Annotated in this window: 18 protein-coding genes and 3 pseudogenes; 13 read left to right on the top strand and 8 right to left on the bottom strand. The window is 53.0% G+C overall.

Features of this window, described 5'->3' with window-relative positions; translation table 11 throughout:
• Positions 1–72: 72 nt before the first annotated feature.
• Positions 73–1671, top strand: coding sequence for a hypothetical protein (locus RYB66_RS22825; protein ID WP_316895530.1), 1599 nt, complete (start codon positions 73–75; stop codon positions 1669–1671).
• 166 nt (positions 1672–1837) lie between these two features.
• Entirely contained in the window at positions 1838–2257 is a 420-nt protein-coding gene (locus tag RYB66_RS22820; RefSeq protein ID WP_316895529.1) for a hypothetical protein, read from the top strand.
• An 82-nt stretch (positions 2258–2339) separates the two neighbouring features.
• Here RYB66_RS22820 and RYB66_RS22815 read toward each other — a convergent pair whose 3' ends face one another.
• On the bottom strand, positions 2340–2921 hold the full coding sequence (locus RYB66_RS22815; protein WP_316895527.1) for a hypothetical protein: 582 nt from the start codon (positions 2919–2921) through the stop codon (positions 2340–2342).
• Positions 2922–3390: 469 nt separating this feature from the next.
• Here RYB66_RS22815 and RYB66_RS22810 point away from each other — a divergent pair.
• The 3 genes and pseudogenes from RYB66_RS22810 to drt3b all read left to right on the top strand — a co-directional run.
• A pseudogene (locus RYB66_RS22810) lies at positions 3391–3698 on the top strand (transposase); the annotation flags it as partial.
• A 229-nt stretch (positions 3699–3927) separates the two neighbouring features.
• A complete protein-coding gene (drt3a, locus tag RYB66_RS22805) occupies positions 3928–5190 on the top strand; it encodes an antiviral reverse transcriptase Drt3a (RefSeq protein ID WP_316895525.1) in 1263 nt (420 codons plus the stop codon).
• Complete coding sequence (gene drt3b, locus RYB66_RS22800) at positions 5190–7169, top strand: antiviral reverse transcriptase Drt3b (RefSeq protein ID WP_316895523.1); 1980 nt, start codon at positions 5190–5192, stop codon at positions 7167–7169. The genes drt3a and drt3b overlap by 1 nt, the downstream gene beginning before the upstream one ends.
• 702 nt (positions 7170–7871) lie before the next feature.
• Here drt3b and RYB66_RS22795 read toward each other — a convergent pair.
• Together RYB66_RS22795 and RYB66_RS22790 are read right to left on the bottom strand one after the other, a co-directional pair.
• Positions 7872–7991, bottom strand: a pseudogene (locus tag RYB66_RS22795) (IS5/IS1182 family transposase); the annotation flags it as partial.
• Between the two features lie 395 nt (positions 7992–8386).
• Positions 8387–9091: pseudogene (locus RYB66_RS22790) on the bottom strand (mechanosensitive ion channel domain-containing protein); the annotation flags it as partial.
• A 277-nt stretch (positions 9092–9368) separates the two neighbouring features.
• Between RYB66_RS22790 and RYB66_RS22785 the strand changes: the two are divergent.
• Positions 9369–10286, top strand: coding sequence for a hypothetical protein (locus RYB66_RS22785; RefSeq protein ID WP_144433533.1), 918 nt, complete (start codon positions 9369–9371; stop codon positions 10284–10286).
• Positions 10287–10360: 74 nt separating this feature from the next.
• Here the strand turns inward: RYB66_RS22785 and RYB66_RS22780 are convergent, their stop codons facing one another.
• Positions 10361–11254: a LysR family transcriptional regulator gene (locus tag RYB66_RS22780; RefSeq protein ID WP_003363413.1), complete on the bottom strand. Its 894-nt coding sequence runs from the start codon at positions 11252–11254 to the stop codon at positions 10361–10363.
• 106 nt (positions 11255–11360) lie between these two features.
• Here RYB66_RS22780 and RYB66_RS22775 point away from each other — a divergent pair, with 106 nt between their 5' ends.
• Positions 11361–12623 (top strand): MFS transporter, encoded by a 1263-nt coding sequence (locus RYB66_RS22775; RefSeq protein WP_316895519.1) that lies wholly within the window; start codon positions 11361–11363, stop codon positions 12621–12623.
• Positions 12620–13648 carry an alpha/beta hydrolase gene (locus tag RYB66_RS22770; RefSeq protein WP_316895517.1) on the top strand — a complete coding sequence of 343 codons (1029 nt, stop codon included), beginning with the start codon at positions 12620–12622 and terminating at the stop codon, positions 13646–13648. The genes RYB66_RS22775 and RYB66_RS22770 overlap by 4 nt, the downstream gene beginning before the upstream one ends.
• An 82-nt stretch (positions 13649–13730) precedes the next feature.
• On the opposite strand, the gene RYB66_RS22765 is transcribed toward RYB66_RS22770, so the two are convergent.
• The gene (locus RYB66_RS22765) at positions 13731–14531 is read right to left on the bottom strand and encodes an NAD(P)H-dependent oxidoreductase (protein ID WP_002554414.1); all 801 of its coding nucleotides are present in this window, start codon (positions 14529–14531) and stop codon (positions 13731–13733) included.
• 88 nt (positions 14532–14619) lie between these two features.
• Here RYB66_RS22765 and RYB66_RS22760 point away from each other — a divergent pair, with 88 nt between their 5' ends.
• Entirely contained in the window at positions 14620–15519 is a 900-nt protein-coding gene (locus RYB66_RS22760) for a LysR family transcriptional regulator (protein ID WP_057405536.1), read from the top strand.
• A gap of 19 nt (positions 15520–15538) precedes the next feature.
• Here RYB66_RS22760 and RYB66_RS22755 read toward each other — a convergent pair whose 3' ends face one another.
• Together RYB66_RS22755 and bamA are read right to left on the bottom strand one after the other, a co-directional pair.
• Complete coding sequence (locus RYB66_RS22755) at positions 15539–15952, bottom strand: hypothetical protein (protein WP_057405538.1); 414 nt, start codon at positions 15950–15952, stop codon at positions 15539–15541.
• 120 nt (positions 15953–16072) lie between these two features.
• Positions 16073–18445 carry an outer membrane protein assembly factor BamA gene (gene bamA, locus RYB66_RS22750; RefSeq protein ID WP_010201095.1) on the bottom strand — a complete coding sequence of 791 codons (2373 nt, stop codon included), beginning with the start codon at positions 18443–18445 and terminating at the stop codon, positions 16073–16075.
• Positions 18446–18661: 216 nt separating this feature from the next.
• Between bamA and RYB66_RS22745 the strand changes: the two genes are divergently transcribed.
• The 4 genes from RYB66_RS22745 to RYB66_RS22730 all read left to right on the top strand — a co-directional run bounded on the left by RYB66_RS22745 (position 18662) and on the right by RYB66_RS22730 (position 22605).
• A complete protein-coding gene (locus tag RYB66_RS22745) occupies positions 18662–19351 on the top strand; it encodes a response regulator transcription factor (protein ID WP_002554410.1) in 690 nt (229 codons plus the stop codon).
• Between the two features lie 11 nt (positions 19352–19362).
• Positions 19363–20598: a HAMP domain-containing sensor histidine kinase gene (locus tag RYB66_RS22740; RefSeq protein ID WP_316895532.1), complete on the top strand. Its 1236-nt coding sequence runs from the start codon at positions 19363–19365 to the stop codon at positions 20596–20598.
• A 168-nt stretch (positions 20599–20766) separates the two neighbouring features.
• Entirely contained in the window at positions 20767–22104 is a 1338-nt protein-coding gene (locus RYB66_RS22735; RefSeq protein ID WP_002554408.1) for a DEAD/DEAH box helicase, read from the top strand.
• A 198-nt stretch (positions 22105–22302) separates the two neighbouring features.
• On the top strand, positions 22303–22605 hold the full coding sequence (locus RYB66_RS22730; RefSeq protein WP_005734009.1) for a hypothetical protein: 303 nt from the start codon (positions 22303–22305) through the stop codon (positions 22603–22605).
• A 254-nt stretch (positions 22606–22859) separates the two neighbouring features.
• On the opposite strand, the gene RYB66_RS22725 is transcribed toward RYB66_RS22730, so the two are convergent.
• Positions 22860–23723, bottom strand: coding sequence for a DUF6279 family lipoprotein (locus RYB66_RS22725; RefSeq protein WP_316895512.1), 864 nt, complete (start codon positions 23721–23723; stop codon positions 22860–22862).
• Positions 23724–23770: the final 47 nt, after the last annotated feature.

Raw genomic sequence — 23770 nt, 5'->3', positions numbered from 1 at the left:
TTGAAAGTGCTGAGGACTCGGTAGCCGGAAAACATCCGGCTACTTCAGACCTTCCTTAGGCGTCTCACTTCGATGCATGCATTAAATTTATCACTCAGAAATCTGGTAGATTATGCTGAAAAAATAAATATTCCCGCCCAAGACCTTTTCAACTCCAAAGATCTTATGGCGAAGTATATTTCTCAATGTGCACCATCTGAATTCAGAATTCTCAAAATTATCGCTCGCACGATATCTCACAATGATATTTCGATGCATAACATCACTATTCATTCACATGTCTTTTCGCTTATAGAGGAAGTTGCACGTACCGCTCGTAGCTTAAACGAATCTGAGCAGACACCTATTATACCAAGTCGCATATTGGCTATTAAGTATACACAATATAAGACTTGCTTAAAAGAATACGAGCGCTATAAGGGGAGACTTCAAGACCTAATTATAGCTTGCTGCAATGACAGATATTATGGGCGAGGCCCTAAAGGAACACCCGCACGAAAATCGCAGGTAGATTTCGCCCAAGCGGTAGAGGCTCACGGGCTCACCTTATTAGCCCAAAAATATTCTTGGCATAACGTTCGAAGCTTAACCAAGCACCTCCGAAGAGTTCAGTGCTGTGCTAAAAACCTTATCCATCTATACACACTTATGCGCGACCATGAAGCACTTAACTTAAAATCAGGCAGTATAAAAAATATAACGGGGTGGAACGGCGAAGCTCTTTATATTATATCCACAACAACTAAGCTGACAGGAAAACCGGAGACTCTTGAGTGGATAACGATAAGTGCGGTACAAGCCCCGCTTAAAGCACTCGAGTCTATTCATAGCTTTATCGCTCCCTATATCAAAAACGAGGAAATGAAACAATGGCTTATGGTTTCTCCAAGCTTTTTGCCAAGTTCTGGGATTGACGCAAACGACGAGCGAATTCAGCTTAACTTTGAAAGAGATATGTTACCACCAGTCTATATTACTGAAAGAGACATCATTGAGTTAGAAAGCATCGACCCTACTAGAAACTGGCGCGCCGACAAAAAATATCGAATAGGCCAACCTTGGATCATCAAGTCTCATCAATTTCGCCGCTCTATCTCAGTATTCGCAGGCCAGTCAGGATTAATCACTATACAGTCATTGAAGAGATTACTTCAGCACCTCACGGAAACCATGTCAATTCATTATCAAAAAGGTTGCGCTGCGGAGAATTACATTATGGGCCTCGCAAATCCTGCATTAGTGGAGGAAATGATTAAAGCTAAAGCTGAGGCAGATAACGCGCTCTATCTCCGCAGCGTCATTACGTCCAAAGAAATATTAGGTGGCCTTCACGGAAAGAGAGCCACACAACAAAGATTAGAGAACGTTTGGATTCTTCAGGACGAGAATCAATTCAACCGTAGCGTAAAACAGGGCCTCCAGCCCTTTGAGTTAACGTGCTTTGGCGGATGCTCTTGCCCCCATAAATGCGACAAACGAGCACATTCTGATATCACCTCATGTTCTGGTTGCGAATGGTGCACAGTGATTCCTTCTAAGATCGACGCGACTATTACTGAGTTAGCATGGGATCTTAAGCACTTGAAGCCAGGAACCGTAGAATACAGAGCAGAAGAGCAAAATCTTAGAGACTACGAGTTAATGCGGTACAGACTAATTTCCAAAGCTTAACTTAAGTTGAATTTAACGAACAGACACCTCCTAGCCTGAGCACGATTTTCGACTCAGCGAGTTTTTATAAACTAATTTTTCTTTTGAAAAATGGAGTGGTCGAGAATAAAGTTCCAGCACGTGAGCTGATTGCATGCTTGTCATCCTCACATACCGAGCGAGCACTATGTATAACTACCAAGACACGCCCACATTACGTGGATACTATGATGCACTACAGCGGATGATAAAAGACGAAACACTCATACTTTCACCAGGGACGCGTATTTCGGCTAAAACTGTAGCGATTGAAGCCGGAAAAAGCGAAAGCGCTATCAAAAAGAGCCGCGCAGTATTCACAAGATTAATTGCTGCAATCGATATTGCAGCAAAGGAACAGGCTGAAAAAATATCTCCTGGCGTAAGAAAATTATCTGACGCGAACGAACGTCATCGAGAAACCAAAGCTAAGGCTCAGAATTACAAAGTTTTATATGAGGAGGCATTGTCAAGAGAGCTTATGCTTTTGGCACAGCTTGATGACAAAGAACGGTCACTCAGAAATCAAACCAATGTCATTCCATTCGGTCCGGCTCGTAAGCGATAAGATGCAGAAACTAGCCGACGGTAGCTAAGGCAGCGAACCGGCTGCCTATCGTAACTGGGGAAAGCAAAAATTCCCGCAATTATCAATGCTTTGTCGTCTGATCGGCTTCAATAATTGCCGCCATTATCAAAGGAATCTCGGCTAGAGCTTTTTTGTATTCTACACAAGCACCTTCACCTATCCGGCCTGTTAAAACTTCCAGCACCGCGTTCATCTGAATTTCATTTGTTGCAATAATTTTACCCATAACTTCGGGTTCGATTACCGGATATATACCTTGCTGAATTCCTCCTACCACAGCTCGAAGCTGCGCAACTCGGCGACATACAAGTTCAATCAAACTTAACGTTTCCAGCTCCGCGTATCGCGCCGAGTACTTCGGCATCGTTTGATTGGAATGCAAAACCATATCTTTAAAAAGTTTTAAGCGATTTTGGTAACGTATGAATTCGTCGATTAGCCAATCTTCGCTATAGTTATATGCACCATACACGGTCGATGAAACTAAAGCGTTAACCAAATCGTCTTCTAAAACGTAAACAGCATTAAGCTTTGCTTCTAACGGCATCTGCTCGATGAATTCGATTTCAGATTCTAATTTTTTTATGAGCGCTTCATCTGTGGAGTCCATTTCAAATGCGATACCTCGAATTACGACAGTCATAATGCACCGTTCTATGGTTGGGTAAAAGGAATATGGAATAAAGGTTTTTTTCAAACGCTCTCAATCCATCGCCCAGGAAACGTTCATTGCGAAGCGTAACGTGACCTGAACTGGGGAAACAATCCAGTGCCGCACCAGCGGGACAGGCCGCTGGCATGAACAACGCATTGTGCTTGATCACCTAAGTGCTCATCAGCCCTTGTCGCACGTATCTCCCGCGTGAAAACGGTCTTTTAGAATCAACGTGGAACCCAGTAAGCGTAGCACAGCACATTGCAGACCAAATCGCAATGCGCCTCGATCTGACCGAATCGTCGACGCTCCTTGTCTCAGCGAGTGTCTGAACCGCCGTATAAGGCGAATGACACATCATGGTGCGAAATTGCGCTCATTTGTCCACCCCTTGTATTCGACATGACCAGTCCCTTGCATCCATTCTGACCGACGGCCACATCGGATTTGCCTGACCACTACGTTTCGTAAGATCGTCCGCAGCGTTCATGAAGCCGCTCGTGAGGTGGCACGTCGAATCGCAGCGACGCCGGAGTGCGCGCTCGGCACGAACGCAAGAAGGTCGAAATATTGTTCGCCCACCTCAAGCACATCCTGGAAATGGATAGCTTGAGACTACATGGGATGAGCGGGGCAATCGATGAATTCACGCTGGCGGCAGCTGCGCAGAACCTGGAGCGACTGGCCAAATTTACAACTCAAGGGCCGCCCGCCAAGAGACAGTTGTGCCTGCTTCAAGCAGAAGACCTCAAATTAGCCCACTGACAAAGCTTCAACGGTCAATGCCGAACCGGAAAGCAACTCAATGTGGTGAGTAGGTTCTGAAGTGACGGCCAGCCTCGGTGTCTTGCATCCTGAAGGTGAATCTGTGCGTCTGATCAGGCATGCTCAGACTGGCTGGACGGTGTGCGACTCTTGAACACTGTGATATTGTTTTGACATAAAGAGAGGCACACATGTGACTTGGCTGCGAGCTGTTGTCAAAGGATGACAAATGATTGAAATTCCCTATACTCAAAAAAATCTTTTCAACTGTATCGGCTATAAAGATAAACTTTCCGATAAGTCTTTATTTAATTCGGATGAGTGCAGACAAAAAGCAACAGCCGCACTTGTAAAAATTTCAAAAAAAAATGCATTTCAAAATGCGCTTCGGCCTATTAGTATCGCAGGAAAGCAAGGATACGTTTTTACAAACTTACAATCCGAGCTAATATCGCGATTGGTTGCTAACAACATAAAAATCAACTACAAAATAAAGCAAGCCAATCGCCAAACAGTAATTGGAAATGCTATATCGCTGCTGAAAGAAGGTGGGGCATACCATGTATATCGTTTTGACATTAAAAGTTTTTATGAGAATATTGATCGAAAGTTGATTTTCACCAAGTTAATGCTTGATGCAAAGTGCTCATGGCAAACACTAACATTGCTTTCAGAGTTATTTGATGTGTTGAGTGCGCTAGGAATTGATGGCTTGCCTAGAGGATTGGGTATTAGTTCTGCTCTATCTGAATTGGCATTGCATAATTTTGATTCAAAGATCAAACATATGCCGGAAGTCTTTTACTATGGTCGTTTTGTAGATGATATTTTAATAATTACGTCAGGCCACACTTCAAGGAAAAATTTCGAGGGCGAACTTGATGCAATTTTGTTTGATGGGCTTGAGTTTCATGAGGGTAACAAACGTACTTACATAGCCGTGCCAAAGTCAAAAGATGACGCTAGTTTAGAAGTCTTTAACAGTTTTGAGTTTTTGGGGTATGAGTTCAAAGTTTTTAATCGCAATAACTCAATTAATCAATCCAAGTATAAGCAAAGAAAGGTTCTTATTGATATTTCCTCGTCGAAAGTTCAAAAAATCAAAGCACGACTCATATCTTCATTCTGTAGCTATATTTCTGGAGCGCAAGGTTATACCGAGTACCAATTGTTGAAGTGCCGAATTAAAGCATTGACAGGAAATTATCATATTACTGACCCGATATCAGGCATAAACATAAAGACGGGTATATATTATAATTACATCCATAAGAACAATAATCACCGATGTGCATTGAAAACGCTTGATGGTTTTTTGCATGGAATGCTTTTCTCGACGTCTCACCCTCTGTCTTTTCGTATAATTCAGTGTTTAACACTTTCTCGGCGAAGAGAGTTGGCAGGTTATAGCTTTTCTTCAGGCTTTAAAAAAGCGCGGTTTCATTCGTTTACCTACCAAATCCTGAAGTCAGTAAAGGAGTGTTGGATATAATGATAGGTAATATGCGTCGCGTTCATAAAGAAGACTATAGTCGTATCCTTTTAACCGAGACGTGCCCCTATGAAGTTCCAGTTCTTTTTAGCAATCTGGGTTTCTATTGGCATATCAAAAAATACAGAGATGGTAGAAGTGACATATCCAATGTGATTGAATACCTTTTCGCGGGTCATGAGCATTCAGAATATTCTATACCTTTGATGTATAAAATCCGAAAGGATGATGATTCGTTTCGTACGCTTGCGTTGCTACATCCTGGTGCGCAGATGAAGTTTGTTGATCTATATCAGGTATTCGATCAGCAGATATTGATGGAGTGTCGAAAAAGTCTGTTCAGTATTCGTTTTCCGGAAAAGATTGCCAGCAAGTATTATATAAAAAACGCGAAACAAAATATTAGTAAATACCGCACAAAAAATATCGCAAATACTGGAGATGAATCAAGGCATAAGTTTTTGTCTTCATACTTTTCATATGGCGGTTATACGCGCCTTTATAAGTTTTTTGACTCGCAAGAATTTCTCAGGCTGGAACAGCGTTTTTCTTCGTTCTGGTCGCTTGATATATCAAAGTGCTTCGATAGTATATATACCCATTCAATTACTTGGGCATTAAAGACAAAGGTCTATTCAAAGCAGCACTCCAATGTTAAGAACTCTCTAGGTAGTGTTTTTGATAGAGTGATGCAGGCTTGCAACTATAACGAAACCGCGGGGATAGTCATTGGTCCAGAGACAAGTCGAATTTTTGCCGAGTTGATATTTCAAGAGATTGATCAAGTTGTAGAAAAAAAGTTGTTTGACGAAGGGCTGACCTATGGTGATTCATATGTCATTAGACGATATGTAGATGATATTTTCATATTTACTACCAGTGAATCTGATACGTTAAAAATATCAAAGGTCGTTGCAACATGCTTTAAGGAATACAAGTTAAATCTTAACTCCAACAAAACAGTTAAGGCTTCTAGGCCTTTTGTAACCCAAAAAACCAAGTCGCTGACACTTGTCAAGGCAACGTTGGCTCGATTGACCGATAGTTTGACAGGGCGTGGCGATCAAGAGGGAAGTAGAATTTTTGTTCCAAGAAGAATTATTAACCGGAATAAGTTAAAGGTGAGCTTTCTTAATGACGTAAAATCTGCATGCATAGGTGAGCATGGTGCATATGAACTGGCTTGCGGATATGTTATTTCGGCATTGTGCAATCTTCTGACTAAAGTAACTGAAGCAAATATTGGACGAGTTTTTGATGAGGCTGAAAACAAGAGCAAGTACTCCGATTTCTTTCACATAATAATTGAGCTAATGTTTCATTTCTATACCGTAAGTCCCAGCCATAAAGGTTCAGTAAGAATCTATACGGCTTCTACCTTAGCGTGTTCATTCTTCGAAGCGCATATGGTTGACGACGTAAACGCAATCAAAAGTTTAATCTATATCCTAGGTTCAGAATTCTTTCAAAGCAGTGACTTTATAAAACTCCAGCGAAATAAAGATTACACTTTGCTTGAAGCATTGAACTTGCTAATTTCTTTAAAGAATTTGGGTGATGAGTTTAGTCTGCCCAGAGAAACTCTTTCCTCAATAATAGATATGAAAAATGAACGTGATCTTTCCTATTTTGAGACAATAACGCTTCTGTATTATATTGGCTCGTCCAATCTATACCCACAGATAAGGACACTGGTTATGAAGAGTGTTAAGCGCAAACTTTTAGATTTGACCGATATAAAACAGGACGCTGAAAAAACGTATTTGCTAATGGATGTCCTTACCTGCCCGAATATAGACAATCAGTTGAAAAACTCATTGGTTGAAAAGCTTTTAAAGCAAGTAACACACAAAGTACCATCTCAGGCTGAGACAATTGATGCGCGCTGTAAGATAAGCAAATTTCCATGGTTCGTTTCATGGAATGGAGCGGAACTTTTGACTCTGCTTGAGAAAAAAGAATTGCTGAAAAGCTATTGATGTTATAGCATTGTCATGCAAGGTGTACCGATAAGCTTTATGGCAGCAGCATCAGAGCTGTCAGAATACTTTTTCAAAGTTTTATTGAGGGGGCTAGGAAGGCCCCTTGGAAAGCTATGTTAAAGTCTCGCTTGCATTTTTTGAAGTGGCGAATGTTAATAGTTCGCACACACTATACTTATCGGGCACCTTGCACTAATCTTCTTATTTAAAGCGCAGTTTTTTCGTTTTTATATTCTACTGTTAGCTGCGGTTTTTGCGTTCCGACGGCGCTTCACTGTGGCAATTCCAATGCCTAGTTCGCTGGCAACCCGTATCTGATAACCCCTGCTTTTTTAATCGTTGCACTTTAATTGTAGTATTCACTGCCAGAGGGCGAGCAACCTGCTTTGCTTCAGCTTTGGCACGTATCAACCCTTTTGTGAGTACGTTCTATCAGCAGGTCACGTTCAAACTAGCTGCGGCGTTCAAAACCTGCATTGCCATCTTGCCTACCGGGCTAGTCAGGTCTACGCCGCCTTATGATAAGCGATGTAAGCGAATTCCAATTCCAGCGAGGGTTGGTCTGAAGCAGCCCCCTTGTTTTCCACCTACTTCGCCATCGGCGCTTTGAAAAGGGACGGTTGATCAAAATCCGATCAAGTCTACCGTCTATTTCACGTTGTTGCTGCCGCGTGCAGCTCTTTTCAGCCATTTCCCTTATTACGGACGCACCTCTCTTGCACTGGTGAGCAAAAGTCGGCGTGCCATCCACAAGTTTGACAGGGCGAACAGCGTCACCATCTGTGCGGTGATCTTCACCAGGCCCCGGAAGCGTAACTTGCACGACTGGGACTGAAGTCATAACGGTGCATGCCAATACTTCATTGTCTAGGTCTTGGCATTTACCTCCACTTTCGATGTGGCTCAACCTATGGTTCTTAGCTACTCGCCCTATTCCGCATTCCTTTATAGCCGCTATGTTATGTCGATGTTGTAGTCTCGCTGTCGGGTGAGGACCGTTTTAAGGCCTGATCGGTGTCTAAGTGTCTTTGAGGAGGTGCCTTGCCAGTGTGAGGAGCCTATTGAAGCACTTGCTACAGCCCAGTTCGTTGTGCCTTTTCGGTGGTGGTATACAGCATAAGGGCGCGCAGTGTCGTGGCTGTCAAGGAAGCTGTTGTGGATGTCTGTCTATCAGTAGGAACTCACAAATCGTTAAATTTGTCTTTCACTCACGCGTAGTTCTGCACCTTGACGGTGTGCAGGGTGATGTCCACTACGTCGCCGTCTGCGCCCACTTGCGGCATTTCGATCCAGTCGCCGACGCGTAGCATGTCGTTGCTGGTCAGCTGCACACTGGCGACGAAGGAGAGCAGGGTGTCCTTGTAGACCAACAGGATAACCGCCGACATGGCGCCAAGGCCGGACAGCAGTAGCAGGGGCGAACGGTCGATCAGGGTGGCGACGATGATGATCCCGGCGAAGACGTAAAGGATCATCTTCGACAGTTGCACGTAACCCTTGATGGAGCGCGTGCGGGCGTGTTCGGTGCGGGCGTAGATATCCAGCAGGGCGTTGAGCAGGGCACCGATGGCCAGGGTCATGAACAGGATGGTGAAGGCCATGGCTATATTGCCAATGACGTTTCTGCCTGCTGCACTCAGGCCCGGGACCAGGGTCAGTCCGAACTGGATGACCAGCGACGGTACCATCTGCGCCAGTCGATGGAAGACCTTGTTGTGGCGGAAGTCGTTGACCCAGTGCAGGGACGGCTGACGGCCGAGCATCTTCACCGCGTACAGGACCACAAAGCGCGCGACACGACCAAGTACCAGCGCGGCGGTCAGCAACAGGACCAGTGCCAGCCCGGTGCGTACCCACGGGTGCTGGTCGAGCATGTCCCAGAGTTCCTGGGTCTTGAGCCAAAGCGAGTGAATATCCATAAAAGCATCGGGCTCGTTGAGCGAAGAGGGGAGCGCGATTAAAGCACTTACGGATCAGAAGGAGCGAGCCCCTTATGACATGACACACAATAATCGCTGTCATGATGGTCGGTCGAACTCTTTGATCCCCCGCCATTCTGTCTCGTGCTCCGCCGATACGTTAGAATTCAAATTTAAAAAGGAAACAGGCAGAGAGGCCTGTTCCAATATTGCTAAGGGTTGAATTCCATGCTGGCTATCATGGAAGATATAGTAAATTTCTATAGGGATTTCAAATATGCATGAACAAGCGTTGTTGACAGAAGATCATCCAAGTCTTGGAAATGCCGGTGCGTTAGTCGGAATAGACCAAATCGAAGAGTTATACAAGACATCGGTATCAGCCAATAATGCTGTCAAAGTGAAATGTGCTAATTCCTCATGTGGCGTCAAGGTAAGCATCGTCATACCAGACAAGGAAAAAGCAGGCAGAAAAACTTCACCCTCTGCTCACTTCCGGGGGCATCACCCTGAGGGGTGCGATAGGAAGCCCCAAACCTCATCTACAACAACTACCAGCGCATCCTCGCAGCTCAAAGCGAACCCGGTGAAAAAAGAGTTTCCACAGGTATGGATAGATCCACTCACTGCAGCAGTGAACTCATCTGGACGGCTGCTTGAGCCTGCGAACAACGGTGAATTGCGGTCAGGATCCGGGGTTGGCGGGCGCTCCAGAGAGGGTTTTGGTACCAGCGAAGGTCATTCTGGGGTGGTGGGAAAGTTTGCGAGGGCATGGCTGAAAATGACGGTGCAGTCCAGAAAAAGCAATCTCTTGAAAGCACCATGGAACCCTGAAGGCACCTATGATTCTGCTTTTTACTCGTTTGAGCTCAATAGCACCAAATTTCTTGGGAAAGTGGGTACCAAGATATTTACTGCTCCAGTTATTTCCGTAGATAAGGTCGGGGGAGATTTTTATCTAGGTCTACAAGAGAAAGCCCTTGGGCAAGCTCCGAAGGTTGTCGTGCTAAAGTCAGAAGTCTTTGAGGTGGGAGCAGCCGGGCGCGCATTGCTGAACCAGCTGAATACGTTTGATTTGGCCCAAAAAGTCTATCTGTTTTGTTATGGCTCTTTTAAATATAACGCTGGTGCCAGTCAGTCCGAATTGGTGGTGAAGCACCCGCATTTTATTTATATTGATTTACCCGCATTGTGAAGCAACCTCATCTTTTGATGCGCCGCTGACGTCGGTTGCAAACGCAATGGGTGGATCTGAATGTCGCCTCCTGATTATCCCCGATACCTCACCGCCTCAACAAACGCGCTGAATGCCGGCGACGCCTGTCGCCGGTTCGGGTAGTACAAGTGAAAGCCTTCGAAATACGGGCTCCAGTCGACCAGCACTTCTTTCAGGCGGCCGCTGGCGATGTGCGGCTCGGCCATGGAGTCCGGCACGTAGGCCAGGCCCACGCCGTCCAGTGCGGCGTTGAGCACATGGATCATGCTGTTCGACGTGAATTGCCCGTTGACTCGAAGGTTGAGCTTGCGGCTGTCCTTCTCGAACTCCCAGGCGTAGCAACTGCCGTTTGGCGAGTGGCGGATGTTGATGCAGGTGTGTTGAGTCAGGTCCTGAGGCTGCAGCGGGACGGGATGTCGCTCGAAGTAGGCCGGCGAGCCGACCACTGACAAGCGCCAGTCAGGCCCCAGGCGCACGGCAATCATGTCCTTGCTGATGGATTCACCCAGACGGATGCCGGCATCGAAACGTTCGCTGACAATATTGGTGAAGCCGTAGTCGATGCAGATCTCGATCTGAATATCCGGGTACTGCGCCAGAAACCCTGCAAGCATCGGGCGGATGATGCCTTCTGCGGCGTCATCGGAGCAGGTAATGCGAATGGTGCCGGCGGGTTTGTCGCGCAGTTCGCCCAGCACTTCGACTTCTGCGGCAATCTGATCCAGCAGCGGCCCGATCGAGCGCATCAGGCGTTCGCCAGCCTCGGTCGGGGCCACGTTGCGGGTGGTTCTCGCCAGCAGGCGCAGGCCCATGCGCTCTTCAAGGCCCCTCATGGTGTGGCTCAGGGCTGAAGGCGTAACGCCCAGTCTGGTCGCGGCCTTGGTAAAGCTCTGATCGCGTGCCACCTGCAGGAAGGCTTGCAGGTCATTGAGTTTGGGTGTGCTCATTGCTGAGTATCTCTCACAAGGGCGTGGAAATTACGGCGTCTAATAATCCTAATACCTTTGCCCTAACCTGTGCCGACTAATTTTTAACGTCGCCAGGTCAGGACGCATGCAAGTATTTGATTCAACCCTGAAGCAGTTCGAAATAACCACTCATCCGCCAGCCTGGGGCGCCGTGTTTTCGATGGCGCTGTGTGTGGTGGTGCTGATTGCTTCGGAGTTCATGCCAGTCAGCCTGCTGACGCCGATCGCGCAGGATCTTGGCATCAGCCAGGGCCAGGCAGGGCAGGCAATATCGATCTCGGGTTTCTTTGCAGTATTGACCAGCCTGCTGAACACGCCGCTGACCGGACATCTGGATCGCAAGCCTGTCCTGCTGGGCTTCAGCCTGTTGTTGCTGGTATCTGGCGTGATCGTCACGCTGGCGTCCAACGGCTGGTTGTTCATGACGGGCCGTGCATTGCTCGGGATTGCCATTGGCGGTTTCTGGTCGATGTCGACCGCCACCGTGATGAAGCTGGTGCCGAAGCAATCGGTCGCCAAGGGCCTGGCACTGATCAACGGCGGCAATGCGCTGGCGGCGACGGTCGCCGCGCCATTGGGCAGCTTCATGGGCCAGTACATCGGTTGGCGCGGGGCGTTTTTCCTGGTCATCCCGCTCGCGGCGCTGGCGTTTGCCTGGCAGTGGCTGAGCCTGCCGGCCATGCGCAGCCAGCCGAACAACCGGGCACGCAATCCTTTTCGCCTGCTGCGCAACCCGCAAGTGGCTGTGGGCATGAGCGCGATCCTGTTGCTGTTCATGGGCCAGTTCGCCGTCTTCACCTATTTGCGCCCGTTTCTGGAAGAGATCACCGGTGTCAGCGTCAACTCGCTGTCCCTGATGCTTTTGGCGCTGGGGGCCAGTGGGCTGGCCGGCACCTACCTGATCGGCAGGCTGCTGCACAAAGGCCTGTATGCCTGCCTGATCGGCATTCCGCTGCTGATGGCGGTGCTGGCCGTGGCGCTGACCGGCCTGGGCCATTCACCTCAGTCCGTCGCCATTGTGCTTGCCGTCTGGGGGCTGATTGCCACACCTGCGCCGGTCGCCTGGGGCCTCTGGTTGAGCCGCACGCTGCCCGACGATGCCGAGGCAGGCGGCGGCCTGATGGTGGCGACCATTCAATTGGCGATCACCGCCGGTGCCGGCATCGGTGGCGCGCTGTTCGACAGCCTCGGTTGGTGGAGCCCGTTCGCATTCGGTGGCGTGTTACTGGCGTGTTCGGCCGCGCTGGCCTGGACGGCGCGAGACAACGCGTCTCTGCAGGAAAGCAACACCGGTCAGGGCCGGGCAGATAAACGCGGGTCAATTTCTCAACGAGGTAACACGCCATGAAAAAGATTCTTTTGATGCTTGGGCTTTTAATCAGCTCATATGCTGCGACAGGAGCAGACATGTCTCACGGTGCCGATAATTTCTACACAAGCGACAAGGTCGTTGCGCAAAAAGTGCTGTTCAATAACCAGTACAAGATGAAAGTCGCGGGCAACCTGTTTGTACCCAAAGGCTCGAACCCGAACGTTAGAGCTCCGGCAATCATCGTCGGCCATCCGATGGGGGCGGTGAAGGAGCAAAGCGCCAATCTCTACGCGCAGAAACTGGCCGAGCAGGGGTTTGTCACCTTGTCGCTGGACCTGTCGTTCTGGGGCGAGAGCGAAGGCCTGCCGCGTAATGCCGTTTCACCGGATATCTACGCCGAAGACTTCAGCGCCGCAGTGGACTTTCTCGGCACCCAGTCCTTTGTGGACAAGAATCGCATCGGGGTCCTAGGCATCTGCGGCAGTGGCAGCTTTGTCATCAGTGCCGCGAAGATCGATCCGCGCATGAAAGCCATCGCCACGGTGAGCATGTACGACATGGGCGCCGCCAACCGCAACGGCCTGAAACATTCGCAAACCCTGGCTCAGCGCAAGAAGATCATCGAGCAGGCGGCACTGCAACGCGACGTGGAATACAGCGGTGGCGATACGGCCTACACCAGCGGCACTGTACACAAACTGACTGACAAATCCGGCCCGATCGAACGCGAGTTCTATGATTTCTATCGCACGCCACGGGGCGAGTTCACGCCTGAAGGCCAGTCCCCCGAACTGACCACTCACCCGACGCTGACCAGCAACATCAAGTTCATGAACTTCTATCCGTTCAACGACATCGCGACCATCTCGCCACGCCCGATGTTGTTCATCGCCGGTTCAAAGGCGCACTCGCTGGAGTTCAGCGAGGAAGCGTACAAACTGGCCGGCCAGCCCAAGCAATTGATCATCGTGCCAGAGGCCGGGCATGTGGATCTTTACGATCGGGTCGATCTCATCCCGTTCGACAAGCTGGGCGAGTTTTTCAAGAACAACCTGAAGTAATCCGCCTGAAAGCGCTACGCATGAAAAGGCCCTGCACAAGCAGGGCTTTTTTGTGATCGGTCACTGGTGGTTTCAAATCTGCCTAAAGATCCGCAGGCTCATCCTCATCGCGAAGGTGAATGTCCAGCCCCTGCCGACCCGCTGCAAGATGAGGACGCAATGTCAGTGCCGGGATCTCGTAGTCACCGTCGTTCTGCCTGCGAAACGGCAAGGGCTCAAGGGTGAACAGGGTATCCAGGCGGTTGCCGTAATCGGCGCAAATACGGGCAAATGTTGCGCTGTCCACTTTGCCTGCCCGGTACACGGGGAAGGGCGCGAGCACCTCGAAGCCTGGATAGAACAGGATGCCGTGCTGGATAGGAAAGAGCACGTCGTTCAGCGCTCCGTTTACGCCACGCTCGCTGTAGTGGGACTCCCAGCCGCCCATGGTCACCGTCAGCATGGCGCGCTTGCCTGCCAGCGTTCCCTCACCGTATCGATCACCCCAGTGATGGTCGCTGTGCTCGCCCACGCCGTAGGCGAAGCCACAGGCGTACACCCGCTCTATCCAGCCTTTCATGATCGCCGGCATCGAAAACCACCAGAGCGGAAACTGAAATATGACGGCGTCTGCCCAGAGCAATCTGGCCTGTTCGGCCTCGATGTCCGGGGGTTGAATACCGGCGGCAAATACGCGTTGCGACTCAAGGGCAGGGTCAAAGCGGCTGCTGCTCTCAAGGCCAGGTGCATCGTTGGCGTCGATTGTCGCCTTCCAGCCCATCTGGTAAAGGTCGGACACCTGCACCTGATGGCCTTTGCTCTGCAGATGATCGACTGCGAAGTCTTTCAACGACCCATTCAGCGAGCGCGGTTCGGGGTGGGCGTAGACAATAAGTACGTTCATGAGGGGCTCCGGTTTGTCTGTAATGAGGCAACGCTACAGACTCGATCGGGTATGCTGGAAATCAATCTCACAAACACTGGGTATGTGCATGAACAATACCTTGCGGCGTATCGACCTCAATTTGCTGATCACGCTGGATGCATTGCTCTCGGAGCAGAACGTGACCCGCGCGGCGCATCTGCTGAACCTGACTCAGCCGACGGTCAGCCTGCAATTGGGCAGGCTGAGGCAGGTACTGGATGATCCATTGCTGTTGCCGGGACCGCGGGGCATGACCCCGACTGCGCGGGCTGAACAACTGCGCGAACCGCTCAGGCAGGCGCTTGCAGCGCTGGAGTCCGCTTTGCTGCCCGGCCGGGATTTCGATCCGGCAAAGGCCGATCACACCTGGCGCGTGGCCGCCAGCGACTACGCGACCATCGCGTTGATATGGCCGTCGCTCGGCAGGTTGCGCAGCAGTGCACCGGGCACGCGCCTGGCCCTGTTGAACAAGCACCCGGTCAGCCTTGCCGCGGATCTCGAAAGCGGTCGACTGGATCTGGCGTTGCACACCCGCGATGAGGCGCCGCCCAAGCTGCGTCAGCGGTCGTTGATCCATGAACGTTATGTGCTTGCTGCCCGGCATGATCATCCGGATTTTGTGCAGCCCGTATCGCTGACACGTTTCTGTGAGCTGGAGCATGCGGTCATGTCTCCCAACGGCGGCGGGTTCGCTGGAAGCACCGATCAGGCCCTGGCGGCGCAGGGGTTAAGCAGACGGGTCGTGTTGTCGGCGCCGCATTTCGGCTCGCTGGTATCTGCACTGGTCTGCAGCGATCTGGTTGCTGTAGTACCCGAACGGCTGGTGCGCGCCCAGCCGACGCTTGTGGTTCAGGAACCGCCGCTTTCGATTTCCGGGTTTGAAATGCTCATGCTGTGGCCTGAGCGTTTGCACCGTGATCCGGCTCATATGTGGCTGCGAGAACTGATGGCTTCGGCCATTGATTGAGCCGTGCGGCGCTCATGATTCAAGCCCGCAGCCTGCGTTCGCGTAACGCACTCAAACACTCGCGTCCCGCAGCCTCGGCGGTTTGCATGACTGCCTGGCTGTTGTCCTCGGTGATCCAGGTCAGCACCCGCACCTGACCCGTAGCCTGGCTACCGCCGTGCATGCGATTCAGGGTTTCACGTTGTTTGAGCATGGCTTTCATGCGTGTGGCCAGCAGGAAGATGTCGTCGATGAAACCGTCTTCGACGTTGTCGTGATGCTCGATGCCAAGCCCCGTGGCGTCGTGGTCGATACGCAGGTGGTAGTGCATGGCCCCGGTTGCATCCTCGCTGCCGAACAGCGCGATGACGAAGCCTTTGCCCAGCAGTGAGCGCAGGGCGTGCTGGATGATTTCCTGCACATCGGGGGTGATCTGTCTGACTTCGCGGCTCATGTAACGACTCCTGACCTGATGAGTAGTGCAGGCAGTATTCAACGACGGGATGTAAAGCGCGGTCCGGGCCAGGTAATGCTGGGTAAAGACCGCCTGATTCATGCTTAAAAGGTCAGTGTTTCAGAAGGTCTGGCCCAGCGAGAACTGGAACACTTGGGTCTCGGCGTCTTCGGGCTTTTTGATCGGCACGGCGAGGTCGAAGCTCAGGGGGCCGAGCGGCGAGTACCAGGTCACGCCGACGCCGACCGAACTGGCCATCTGGTCGATATTGATGTTGCCGCAGTTCTGCGTGGTGCTCAGGTAGCACTTGTCGGCGTAGACCGTGCCGAAGTCCCAGAACAGCGAGGTGCGCAGGGATTTCTGGTCTTTGACGAAAGGCATCGGGAACAGGTATTCCATGCCACCGGTGATCAGGATGTTGCCGCCCAGCGCTTCTGTGTCGCGGTCCGAGTAGTAAATCTGCCCCTGACTGGCGTAGGTGCCGGTCGACGGGGTATTGCGTGGTCCCAGCGTGCCGTCCTTGAAGCCGCGCACGGTGGCCTGGCCGCCCGCCGTATAGTTTTCGTAGAACGGCAGGCCGTCGGTTTCGCCGTAACCGTTGCCGTAGCCGAGTTTGGTATGCAGGCGCAGCGATGTGGCGTCGCTGAGCGGCAGGAAGGTCTGGCCGTTGTAGTCGAGTTTGTAGAACTGCAGGTCACTGCCCGGCACGGTGCTGGTCAGGGTCAGGCTTTGTGAATGACCGCGAGTGGCCAGCACGCCTTTGTTGAGGGTCGATTCCGACCAGCCGACACTGGCCTTGAGGTTGGTGAATGACGAGCCCTCACGCTCGATGAAGTCGTAAATCTCGTCGGCGCTGTAGCTGCCGGGGTCGAGGGTGTCGTGCTGGATCGACAAACCGTAGGTCAGGCGCGAGGTTTCGCTGATCGGGTAGCCGAGGTTGACCCCCGCACCGACGCTGTTGAGCGAGTAGTAGGACACCTCGTCATCATCGTCGTAATACTTGCTGTAATCAGTGGCGTTGTAGAAAACGTTGTAGCCCAGGCTTACACCGTCAGGCGTGAAGTATGGGTTGGTGAATGCAAAGTTGTACTTGGTCTGGTACTCGGAGCGCGTCATGCCGAGGCTGGCGAAGTTACCGGTGCCGAGGATGTTGTTCTGCGAGATCGAGCCCCCGAGTATCAGCCCGGCGCTTTGGGCAAAGCCTACGCTGGCGGTGATATTGCCCGAGGCCTGTTCTTCCACGGCGTAGTTGATGTCCACTTGGTCGTCGGTACCGGGGACAGCAGGCGTTTCGACGTTTACTTCCTTGAAGAAACCCAGACGCTCCAGACGCACCTTCGACTGGTCGATCAGGTAGGTCGACGCCCAGCCGCCTTCCATCTGGCGCATCTCGCGGCGCAGCACTTCATCGGCAGTCTTGGTGTTGCCGCGAAAGTTGATGCGGTTTGCGTAGGCCCGCTTACCGGGGTCGACCATAAAGCTGATGTCTACGGTATGGTCGGCATCGTTGGCTTTCGGCACACCGTTGACGTTGGCGAAGGTATAGCCATCGTTGCCCAGGCGGCGGGTGATCAGATTGGTGGTATCGGTCATGACCTTGCGTGAAAACACCTGGCCCGGTTTGACCAGAATCAGTTGTTCGAGCTGCTCCTGCGGCACTTTCAGGTCACCGCCCAGCTTGACGCTGCCCACGGTGTACCGTTGGCCTTCGGTGATATTGACGGTAATGAACACGCTTTTCTTGTCAGGCGTCAGTGATACCTGCGTCGAGTTGATGTCCATGTTGATGTAGCCGCGGTCCAGATACCAGGAACGCAACCGCTCAAGGTCACCGGAGAGTTTTTCGCGGGCGTACTTGTCATCGTTCTTGAAAAACGACAGCCAGTTACTGGTCTTGAGCTGAAACTGGTCGGCCAGCTCCTCATCTGAAAACACCGTATTGCCGACCACATTGATGTGCTGGATAGACGCCACGGTGCCTTCATCAATGGTTATTTTCAGCGCGATGCGGTTGCGCGGCGCAGGTAACGCTTCGGTATCGACTGAGGCACTGTAGCGGCCTTGAGAGACGTATTGACGTTGCAGTTCATTGCGCACGCCTTCCAGGGTAGCGCGCTGGAAGATTTCACCTTCACTGAGGCCCGACTGCTTCAGCCCTTTCATCAGGTCGTCGGTGCTGATTGCCTTGTTGCCGATAATCTCGATGCTGGCGATAGAAGGGCGTTCGACGACATTGATCACCAGCACATTGCCATCGCGGGCAACGTTGATGTCTTGAAAGAAACCGGTCTTGAACAGTGAGCGCGACGCGTCGGCCAGACGCTGTTCATCGGCCTGATCGCCGACATTGAGCGGCAGTGCAGCGAATACGCTGCCGGCAGACACCCGTTGCAGGCCGTTGACGCGGATGTCCGAGATGGAAAAAGTGTCGGCATGTACCAGCGGGACGCTGAATAACAGGCAGAACGATAGAAGCAGACGCGAAGAAATCATCAAACCCTTTCCAGAAAGCGGCGACAAAGGCATTTGAGCGCTGCCGATGACACGCCAGAAAGGGCCGGTCCGGCAGGCGCTGTTGGCTGCGCAGCATAGGGGGAGGGCATGTTGGGGACGGTTAACGCGGTGTAAGGTTAGGTAAAGATCATCAGGCCTGGCTGACATGCTGCAGCGGCGCCGGGATAATCGGCAACCACCAATCAAGGGCCTGCCATGACTCGCGTATTGCTTGTCGACGATGATCGGGAACTGACCGAAATGCTCAGCCAGTACCTGACCCGTGAAAGCTTCACTGTGACCTGCACCAACAGTGCGGAAGAAGGGGAAATCGAGGCGCTGTCCGGTCGTCACGACATTGTTGTGCTCGACATCATGATGCCGCGCATGTCCGGAATCGAAGTGCTTCGGCGCATCCGCGCGCAAAGCCAGGTGCCGGTGATTCTGCTGACGGCCCGTGGCGACAATATCGACCGTATTTCCGGTCTGGAACTGGGCGCCGACGATTACGTGCCCAAGCCCAGCTCGCCGGGTGAGCTGGTGGCGCGTCTGCGGGCGATCATGCGCCGGGTGAGGGCGGTGCCGGTGGTCGAGACGGTCAGGGAGGTGATTCAGGCCGGTGACCTGACGCTCTGGCCGGGCAAACGTGAAGCACGCTGGCAGGGCGTCACGCTGGAGCTGACCGGCAACGAGTTCTGCCTGCTGGAGGAGCTGGCGCGTCATGCCGGGCAACTGGTCAGTAAGCAGAACCTGTCGATGAACGCACTGGGGCGGCCGCTGGCCCGCTATGACCGCAGCATCGATGTGCACATCAGCAGCATTCGCCACAAACTCGGGCCGCGCAACGATAACCAGAGCTGGATACAGAGCGTACGCAATCTGGGCTACCTGTTGATTACGCCATGAGACCGAGCCGGTTGTTCTGGAAGCTTTTTCTGGCGTTCTGGCTGGCGACCAGCCTGACCTTCATGGTCGGTGCGGGCTTGTTCATGCTGTCACGGTCAGGACCAGGCGATCCCTCGTTCAGCACCGTGTTCGACAACGAAGTGCGCATGCTTCAACAGTCGGGCATTCCCGCAGGGCAGGCGTTGCTCGATGCCTGGCAGCCTGACGGGCAGGACCGGGTCGGGCTGTACGATGAAAAGGCCCGGTTGCTGGCGGGCGAGCCGGTAGATAATCCGCGTTTCGAAATGGCCGTGCACACTAGGGAAGGCACAGTTGTAAACATCAGGGCCACCCAACGGCCCAACCACGAAGATCGGCCTTCCCACCTTAACCCACTGATCACCGGCACCTTCATGAGTGCGCTGTTCAGCTGGTTCCTCAGCGCCTATCTGGTGGCACCGCTGATTAAGTTGCGTGAGGCGATGGGCAAGGTCGCCAGAGGTCGTTTCGACACCAGGGTGAAACCCGACATGGGCGGCCGGCGCGATGAAATAGTCGATCTGGCCGAGGACTGCGACCGTATGGCCAATCAGCTCAAAGTCATGGCCGACTCTCAGCAGCAACTATTGCATGACATTTCCCATGAGCTGCGTTCACCGCTGACCCGCATGAGCGCCGCCATTGGCCTGCTGCGCCAGGCGCCGACGCAACTGGACATGCTCGAGCGGATCGAGCGCGAGTCGGAACGGATGGACGCACTCATCGAGGAGCTGCTGACCCTGGCGCGCATGCAGAGCGATGCCGAAAGCCTGGAGCGAGAGACGGTCGATGTCATCAGCCTGCTGGCCGCCATCGTCGAGGATGCCGCGTTCGAGGCTGGCCTGAAACAGTGTCGGGTCAGGCTGCAGGCCCCCGAACCTTTTGTGGCACAGGTCGACAGCGAATTGCTTTACCGGGCATTCGAAAACGTGATCCGCAACGCGGTTCGCCACACGGCGGTGGGCACTGATGTAGTGGTGGTTGCCAATGTTCAGGCGCAGCCGCCGTGCTTGACGGTCAATGTCATTGATCAGGGGCCGGGCGTGGATGACGATTGCCTGCAACGTATTTTTCAGCCCTTTGAGCGTGGCCCCGACAATACCGCGCAAGGCTTCGGTCTGGGCCTGGCCATCGCGCAGCGTGCCGTTGAAATGCACGGTGGCCAGATTGCTGCGCGCAATCGGCCGGGCGGTGGGTTGGTTGTGGATATTGTGCTGCCGGTGTGCTGAGGCGTGCTGGTTGATCACCTTCAGCGGTTCGATTGTGCTGCTTGCGGCGGTGCTTCACCGGGCAATTCATAAACAAAATCGACCTTTGGTGGTAAAGAAACTCGGCCCCGGCGCTCGAAACCGTTACGCTATGCAGCTGTATTTTTGTTTTTCGTCGAGGTAGCACCCGTGTTTTCCGAATTCGCCCTGCACGAACGCCTGCTTAAAGCTGTGGCCGAGCTTAAATTTGTCGAGCCTACGCCTGTGCAGGCGGCCGCCATTCCGCTCGCACTGCAAGGGCGTGACCTGCGGGTGACAGCGCAAACCGGTAGCGGTAAGACCGCCGCATTTGTGCTGCCGATCCTCAACCGTCTGATCGGCCCGGCCAAGGTTCGCGTCGACATCCGTGCGGTGATCCTGCTGCCGACCCGTGAGCTGGCTCAGCAAACCCTCAAGGAAGTCGAGCGCTTCTCGCAGTTCACATTCGTCAAGGCCGGTTTGATCACCGGTGGCGAGGACTTCAAGGTTCAGGCCGCGATGCTGCGCAAGGTGCCGGACATTCTGATCGGCACGCCGGGTCGTCTGCTGGAGCAGTTGAACGCAGGCAATCTGGACCTCAAGCACGTTGAAGTGCTGGTACTGGACGAAGCCGACCGCATGCTGGACATGGGCTTCTCCGAAGACGTCGAGCGTCTGGCCGGCGAATGTGCCGGTCGTGAGCAGACCATGCTGTTCTCGGCGACCACCGGCGGCGCTGGCCTGCGGGAAATGATCGGCAAGGTGCTCAAGGATCCACAGCACCTGCAAGTGAACAGCGTCAGTGAGCTGGCTTCCGGCACACGCCACCAGATCATCACCGCCGATCACAACGTGCACAAAGAGCAGGTCCTCAACTGGCTGCTGGCCAACGAGACTTACCAGAAAGCCATTATCTTCACCAATACCAAGGCTATGGCCGACCGTTTGTACGGCCGTCTGGTTGCGCTGGAATACAAGGCGTTCGTGCTGCACGGCGACAAGGACCAGAAGGACCGTAAGGCGGCCATCGACCGTCTTAAGCAGGGCGGCGCCAAGATCATGGTCGCGACCGATGTGGCGGCTCGCGGTCTTGATGTTGAAGGTCTGGACATGGTGATCAACTTCGACATGCCGCGCAGCGGTGACGATTACGTCCACCGCGTCGGTCGTACCGGCCGTGCGGGTAGCGACGGTCTGGCGATCTCGCTGATCTGTCATGGCGACTGGAACCTGATGTCGAGCGTCGAGCGCTACCTCAAGCAGAGCTTTGAGCGTCGTGTCATCAAGGAAGTCAAAGGCACCTACGGCGGGCCGAAGAAGGTCAAGGCATCGGGCAAGGCTGTAGGCGTGAAGAAGAAAAAGACTGACGCCAAGGGCGACAAGAAAAAGACAGCGGCCAAGGGGCCGACCAAGCGCAAGACGGTCAACCGTCCCAAGTCCGATCTGGTCAGCCAGGACGGTATGGCGCCGCTGAAAAAACGCAGCACCCCGGCCCCGGCTGCCGAGTGATTGCCATGATCGCTCCCGCGCAGGCGGGAGCGGTCAGCTTCTCCTCTGTCTGCCACCTGCGCAGAACAACCCCCCCCGTTATACCCTCCAGCAGCTTCTCTGAACCGCGACAAACCCCGCAGGTCACATTTTCTGAGTCGTATGCCTGTGGCTGGATGTCATGGGCGATCAATCCATGCTGGACGGAGGTTTAGAAAAATGACTTACAACTGGGACCTTATCGAGCGTTTGTTGCACGAAGTGCAGAACGACGGCGCCAAATCGACAGCCACTGAATTTGAGACACTGCTTAATCGCGGTTACATCGAACCTCGTCCTGGCGAGGAGGGCGGTGATGGCTCGAGCTACATGCTGACAAAGCGCGGCGCAAGCCTGCTTTCTTTGATCGACAGCAGCATTCCGGGAAATGATCACCCTCGTCAGGTGCTGAATGAGCAGGCAGGCGACCCGCTTGACCCCGCGCTCTTCGACACCATCGCTAAAAAGCCGCAGATCGCCTGAAACCGCTGACACTGCACATGCCGATTCTGAGGACGCAGAGCGTCCAGAACGGCATACCCACGCGGAGCATGGGTACGATAGTCATAGTTGTGCTGAAATGACCATCGTTCCTCACGCTCCAGCGTGGGAATGCATTGGGTGACGCTCTGCGTCACGATCCTGCGCCGCGCACTCAAGGCAGAACGCAGAGCGTCCGGAACGGCATGCCCACTTCAGAGCATGGGCACGATAGTCATGGTGATAGGGCTAGCGGACTACTTCTGCGACTTCAGGCAATCCAGGTCAGTGAAGTCCTTGCGCATGTCGGCGATGCGGCTCAGCAGTTTGGCGCGCTGTTCCGGGGTGCTCAGGACGGTGATGTCGACGATCAGCGATATCGCGGCCTTCTCGGTCTGGTCGTAGGCCTTGCGGTATTCAGGGGTCCAGAACGTCTCGCGGTCCTGCAGCAGCGCGGCGATGCGTTGCGGGAAGTCACTGGCCTGACGCTGCTGGACCGTGGACAGGAACAGGTTCTGCCAGCGCGTACGGTTTTCAATCCACGCCTTGTTCTGCTCGCCCAGTGATGCAGACCATACCTGAATGCGATCCTTCTGCGCCTGATTAAGCTTGCCGACCCACGGTGTCACGCGTTTCTCCATCCGGTCGGCACGCTCTGCAATCTGGCGCTCCAGTGGCTGGTCGAGGTACTTGTTTTCGCGCTTGCGCTGGTCCTTGGCGAACGACTCCTGCATCTCCTGCACTTGCTTGTCGTCAAAGCGCGACAGCAACTCCACGGCAGACGGGGTGATTTCCTTCGAGATCTTGGCTATCGCCTCTTTGGCTTCGCTGGTACGGGCTTGCAGCCCTTCGTAAGTCACCTGGTCGGTCTTGACCATGTCTTCAAGCTTGTCCAGCCAGGTCAGGTATTCCGGCAACTGGGTACTGCAATGCCAGCTCAAGTGTTGCTTGAGGCGCACATCCAGCCAGCTTTTCTGTTCCGAATTCATGTCCAGGTAGTCGCTGAGCGTCCACGGGATGATGACGTCGAGATTGCGATACGCCAGTCCAACCTGATTGCATCCTGCAAGCAGCGCAACGGTCATCAACAGGGTGATGAGGGCTTTGAATAAAGACTGCATGACAACTCCTTGGCGTACTGACGTGCAGTAGAGGAGTGTAGCGTCTG

This window comes from Pseudomonas syringae group sp. 243L2 (genome assembly GCF_032587875.1).
Lineage (GTDB): Bacteria > Pseudomonadota > Gammaproteobacteria > Pseudomonadales > Pseudomonadaceae > Aquipseudomonas > Aquipseudomonas amygdali.
Note: the sequence above shows the minus strand (reverse complement) of the source record. Positions and strands in the feature narration are given on the sequence as shown.

Coding starts and splice junctions, on each gene's coding strand:
- RYB66_RS22755 (WP_057405538.1), bottom strand. CDS start 15,952: ATGAGCCGCGAAGTCAGACAGATCACCCCCGATGTGCAGGAAATCATC.
- RYB66_RS22745 (WP_002554410.1), top strand. CDS start 18,662: ATGACTCGCGTATTGCTTGTCGACGATGATCGGGAACTGACCGAAATG.
- RYB66_RS22725 (WP_316895512.1), bottom strand. CDS start 23,723: ATGCAGTCTTTATTCAAAGCCCTCATCACCCTGTTGATGACCGTTGCG.
- RYB66_RS22730 (WP_005734009.1), top strand. CDS start 22,303: ATGACTTACAACTGGGACCTTATCGAGCGTTTGTTGCACGAAGTGCAG.
- RYB66_RS22760 (WP_057405536.1), top strand. CDS start 14,620: ATGAACAATACCTTGCGGCGTATCGACCTCAATTTGCTGATCACGCTG.
- bamA (WP_010201095.1), bottom strand. CDS start 18,445: ATGATTTCTTCGCGTCTGCTTCTATCGTTCTGCCTGTTATTCAGCGTC.
- RYB66_RS22785 (WP_144433533.1), top strand. CDS start 9,369: ATGCATGAACAAGCGTTGTTGACAGAAGATCATCCAAGTCTTGGAAAT.
- RYB66_RS22825 (WP_316895530.1), top strand. CDS start 73: ATGCATGCATTAAATTTATCACTCAGAAATCTGGTAGATTATGCTGAA.
- RYB66_RS22815 (WP_316895527.1), bottom strand. CDS start 2,921: ATGACTGTCGTAATTCGAGGTATCGCATTTGAAATGGACTCCACAGAT.
- drt3a (WP_316895525.1), top strand. CDS start 3,928: ATGATTGAAATTCCCTATACTCAAAAAAATCTTTTCAACTGTATCGGC.
- drt3b (WP_316895523.1), top strand. CDS start 5,190: ATGATAGGTAATATGCGTCGCGTTCATAAAGAAGACTATAGTCGTATC.
- RYB66_RS22780 (WP_003363413.1), bottom strand. CDS start 11,254: ATGAGCACACCCAAACTCAATGACCTGCAAGCCTTCCTGCAGGTGGCA.
- RYB66_RS22770 (WP_316895517.1), top strand. CDS start 12,620: ATGAAAAAGATTCTTTTGATGCTTGGGCTTTTAATCAGCTCATATGCT.
- RYB66_RS22775 (WP_316895519.1), top strand. CDS start 11,361: ATGCAAGTATTTGATTCAACCCTGAAGCAGTTCGAAATAACCACTCAT.
- RYB66_RS22820 (WP_316895529.1), top strand. CDS start 1,838: ATGTATAACTACCAAGACACGCCCACATTACGTGGATACTATGATGCA.
- RYB66_RS22765 (WP_002554414.1), bottom strand. CDS start 14,531: ATGAACGTACTTATTGTCTACGCCCACCCCGAACCGCGCTCGCTGAAT.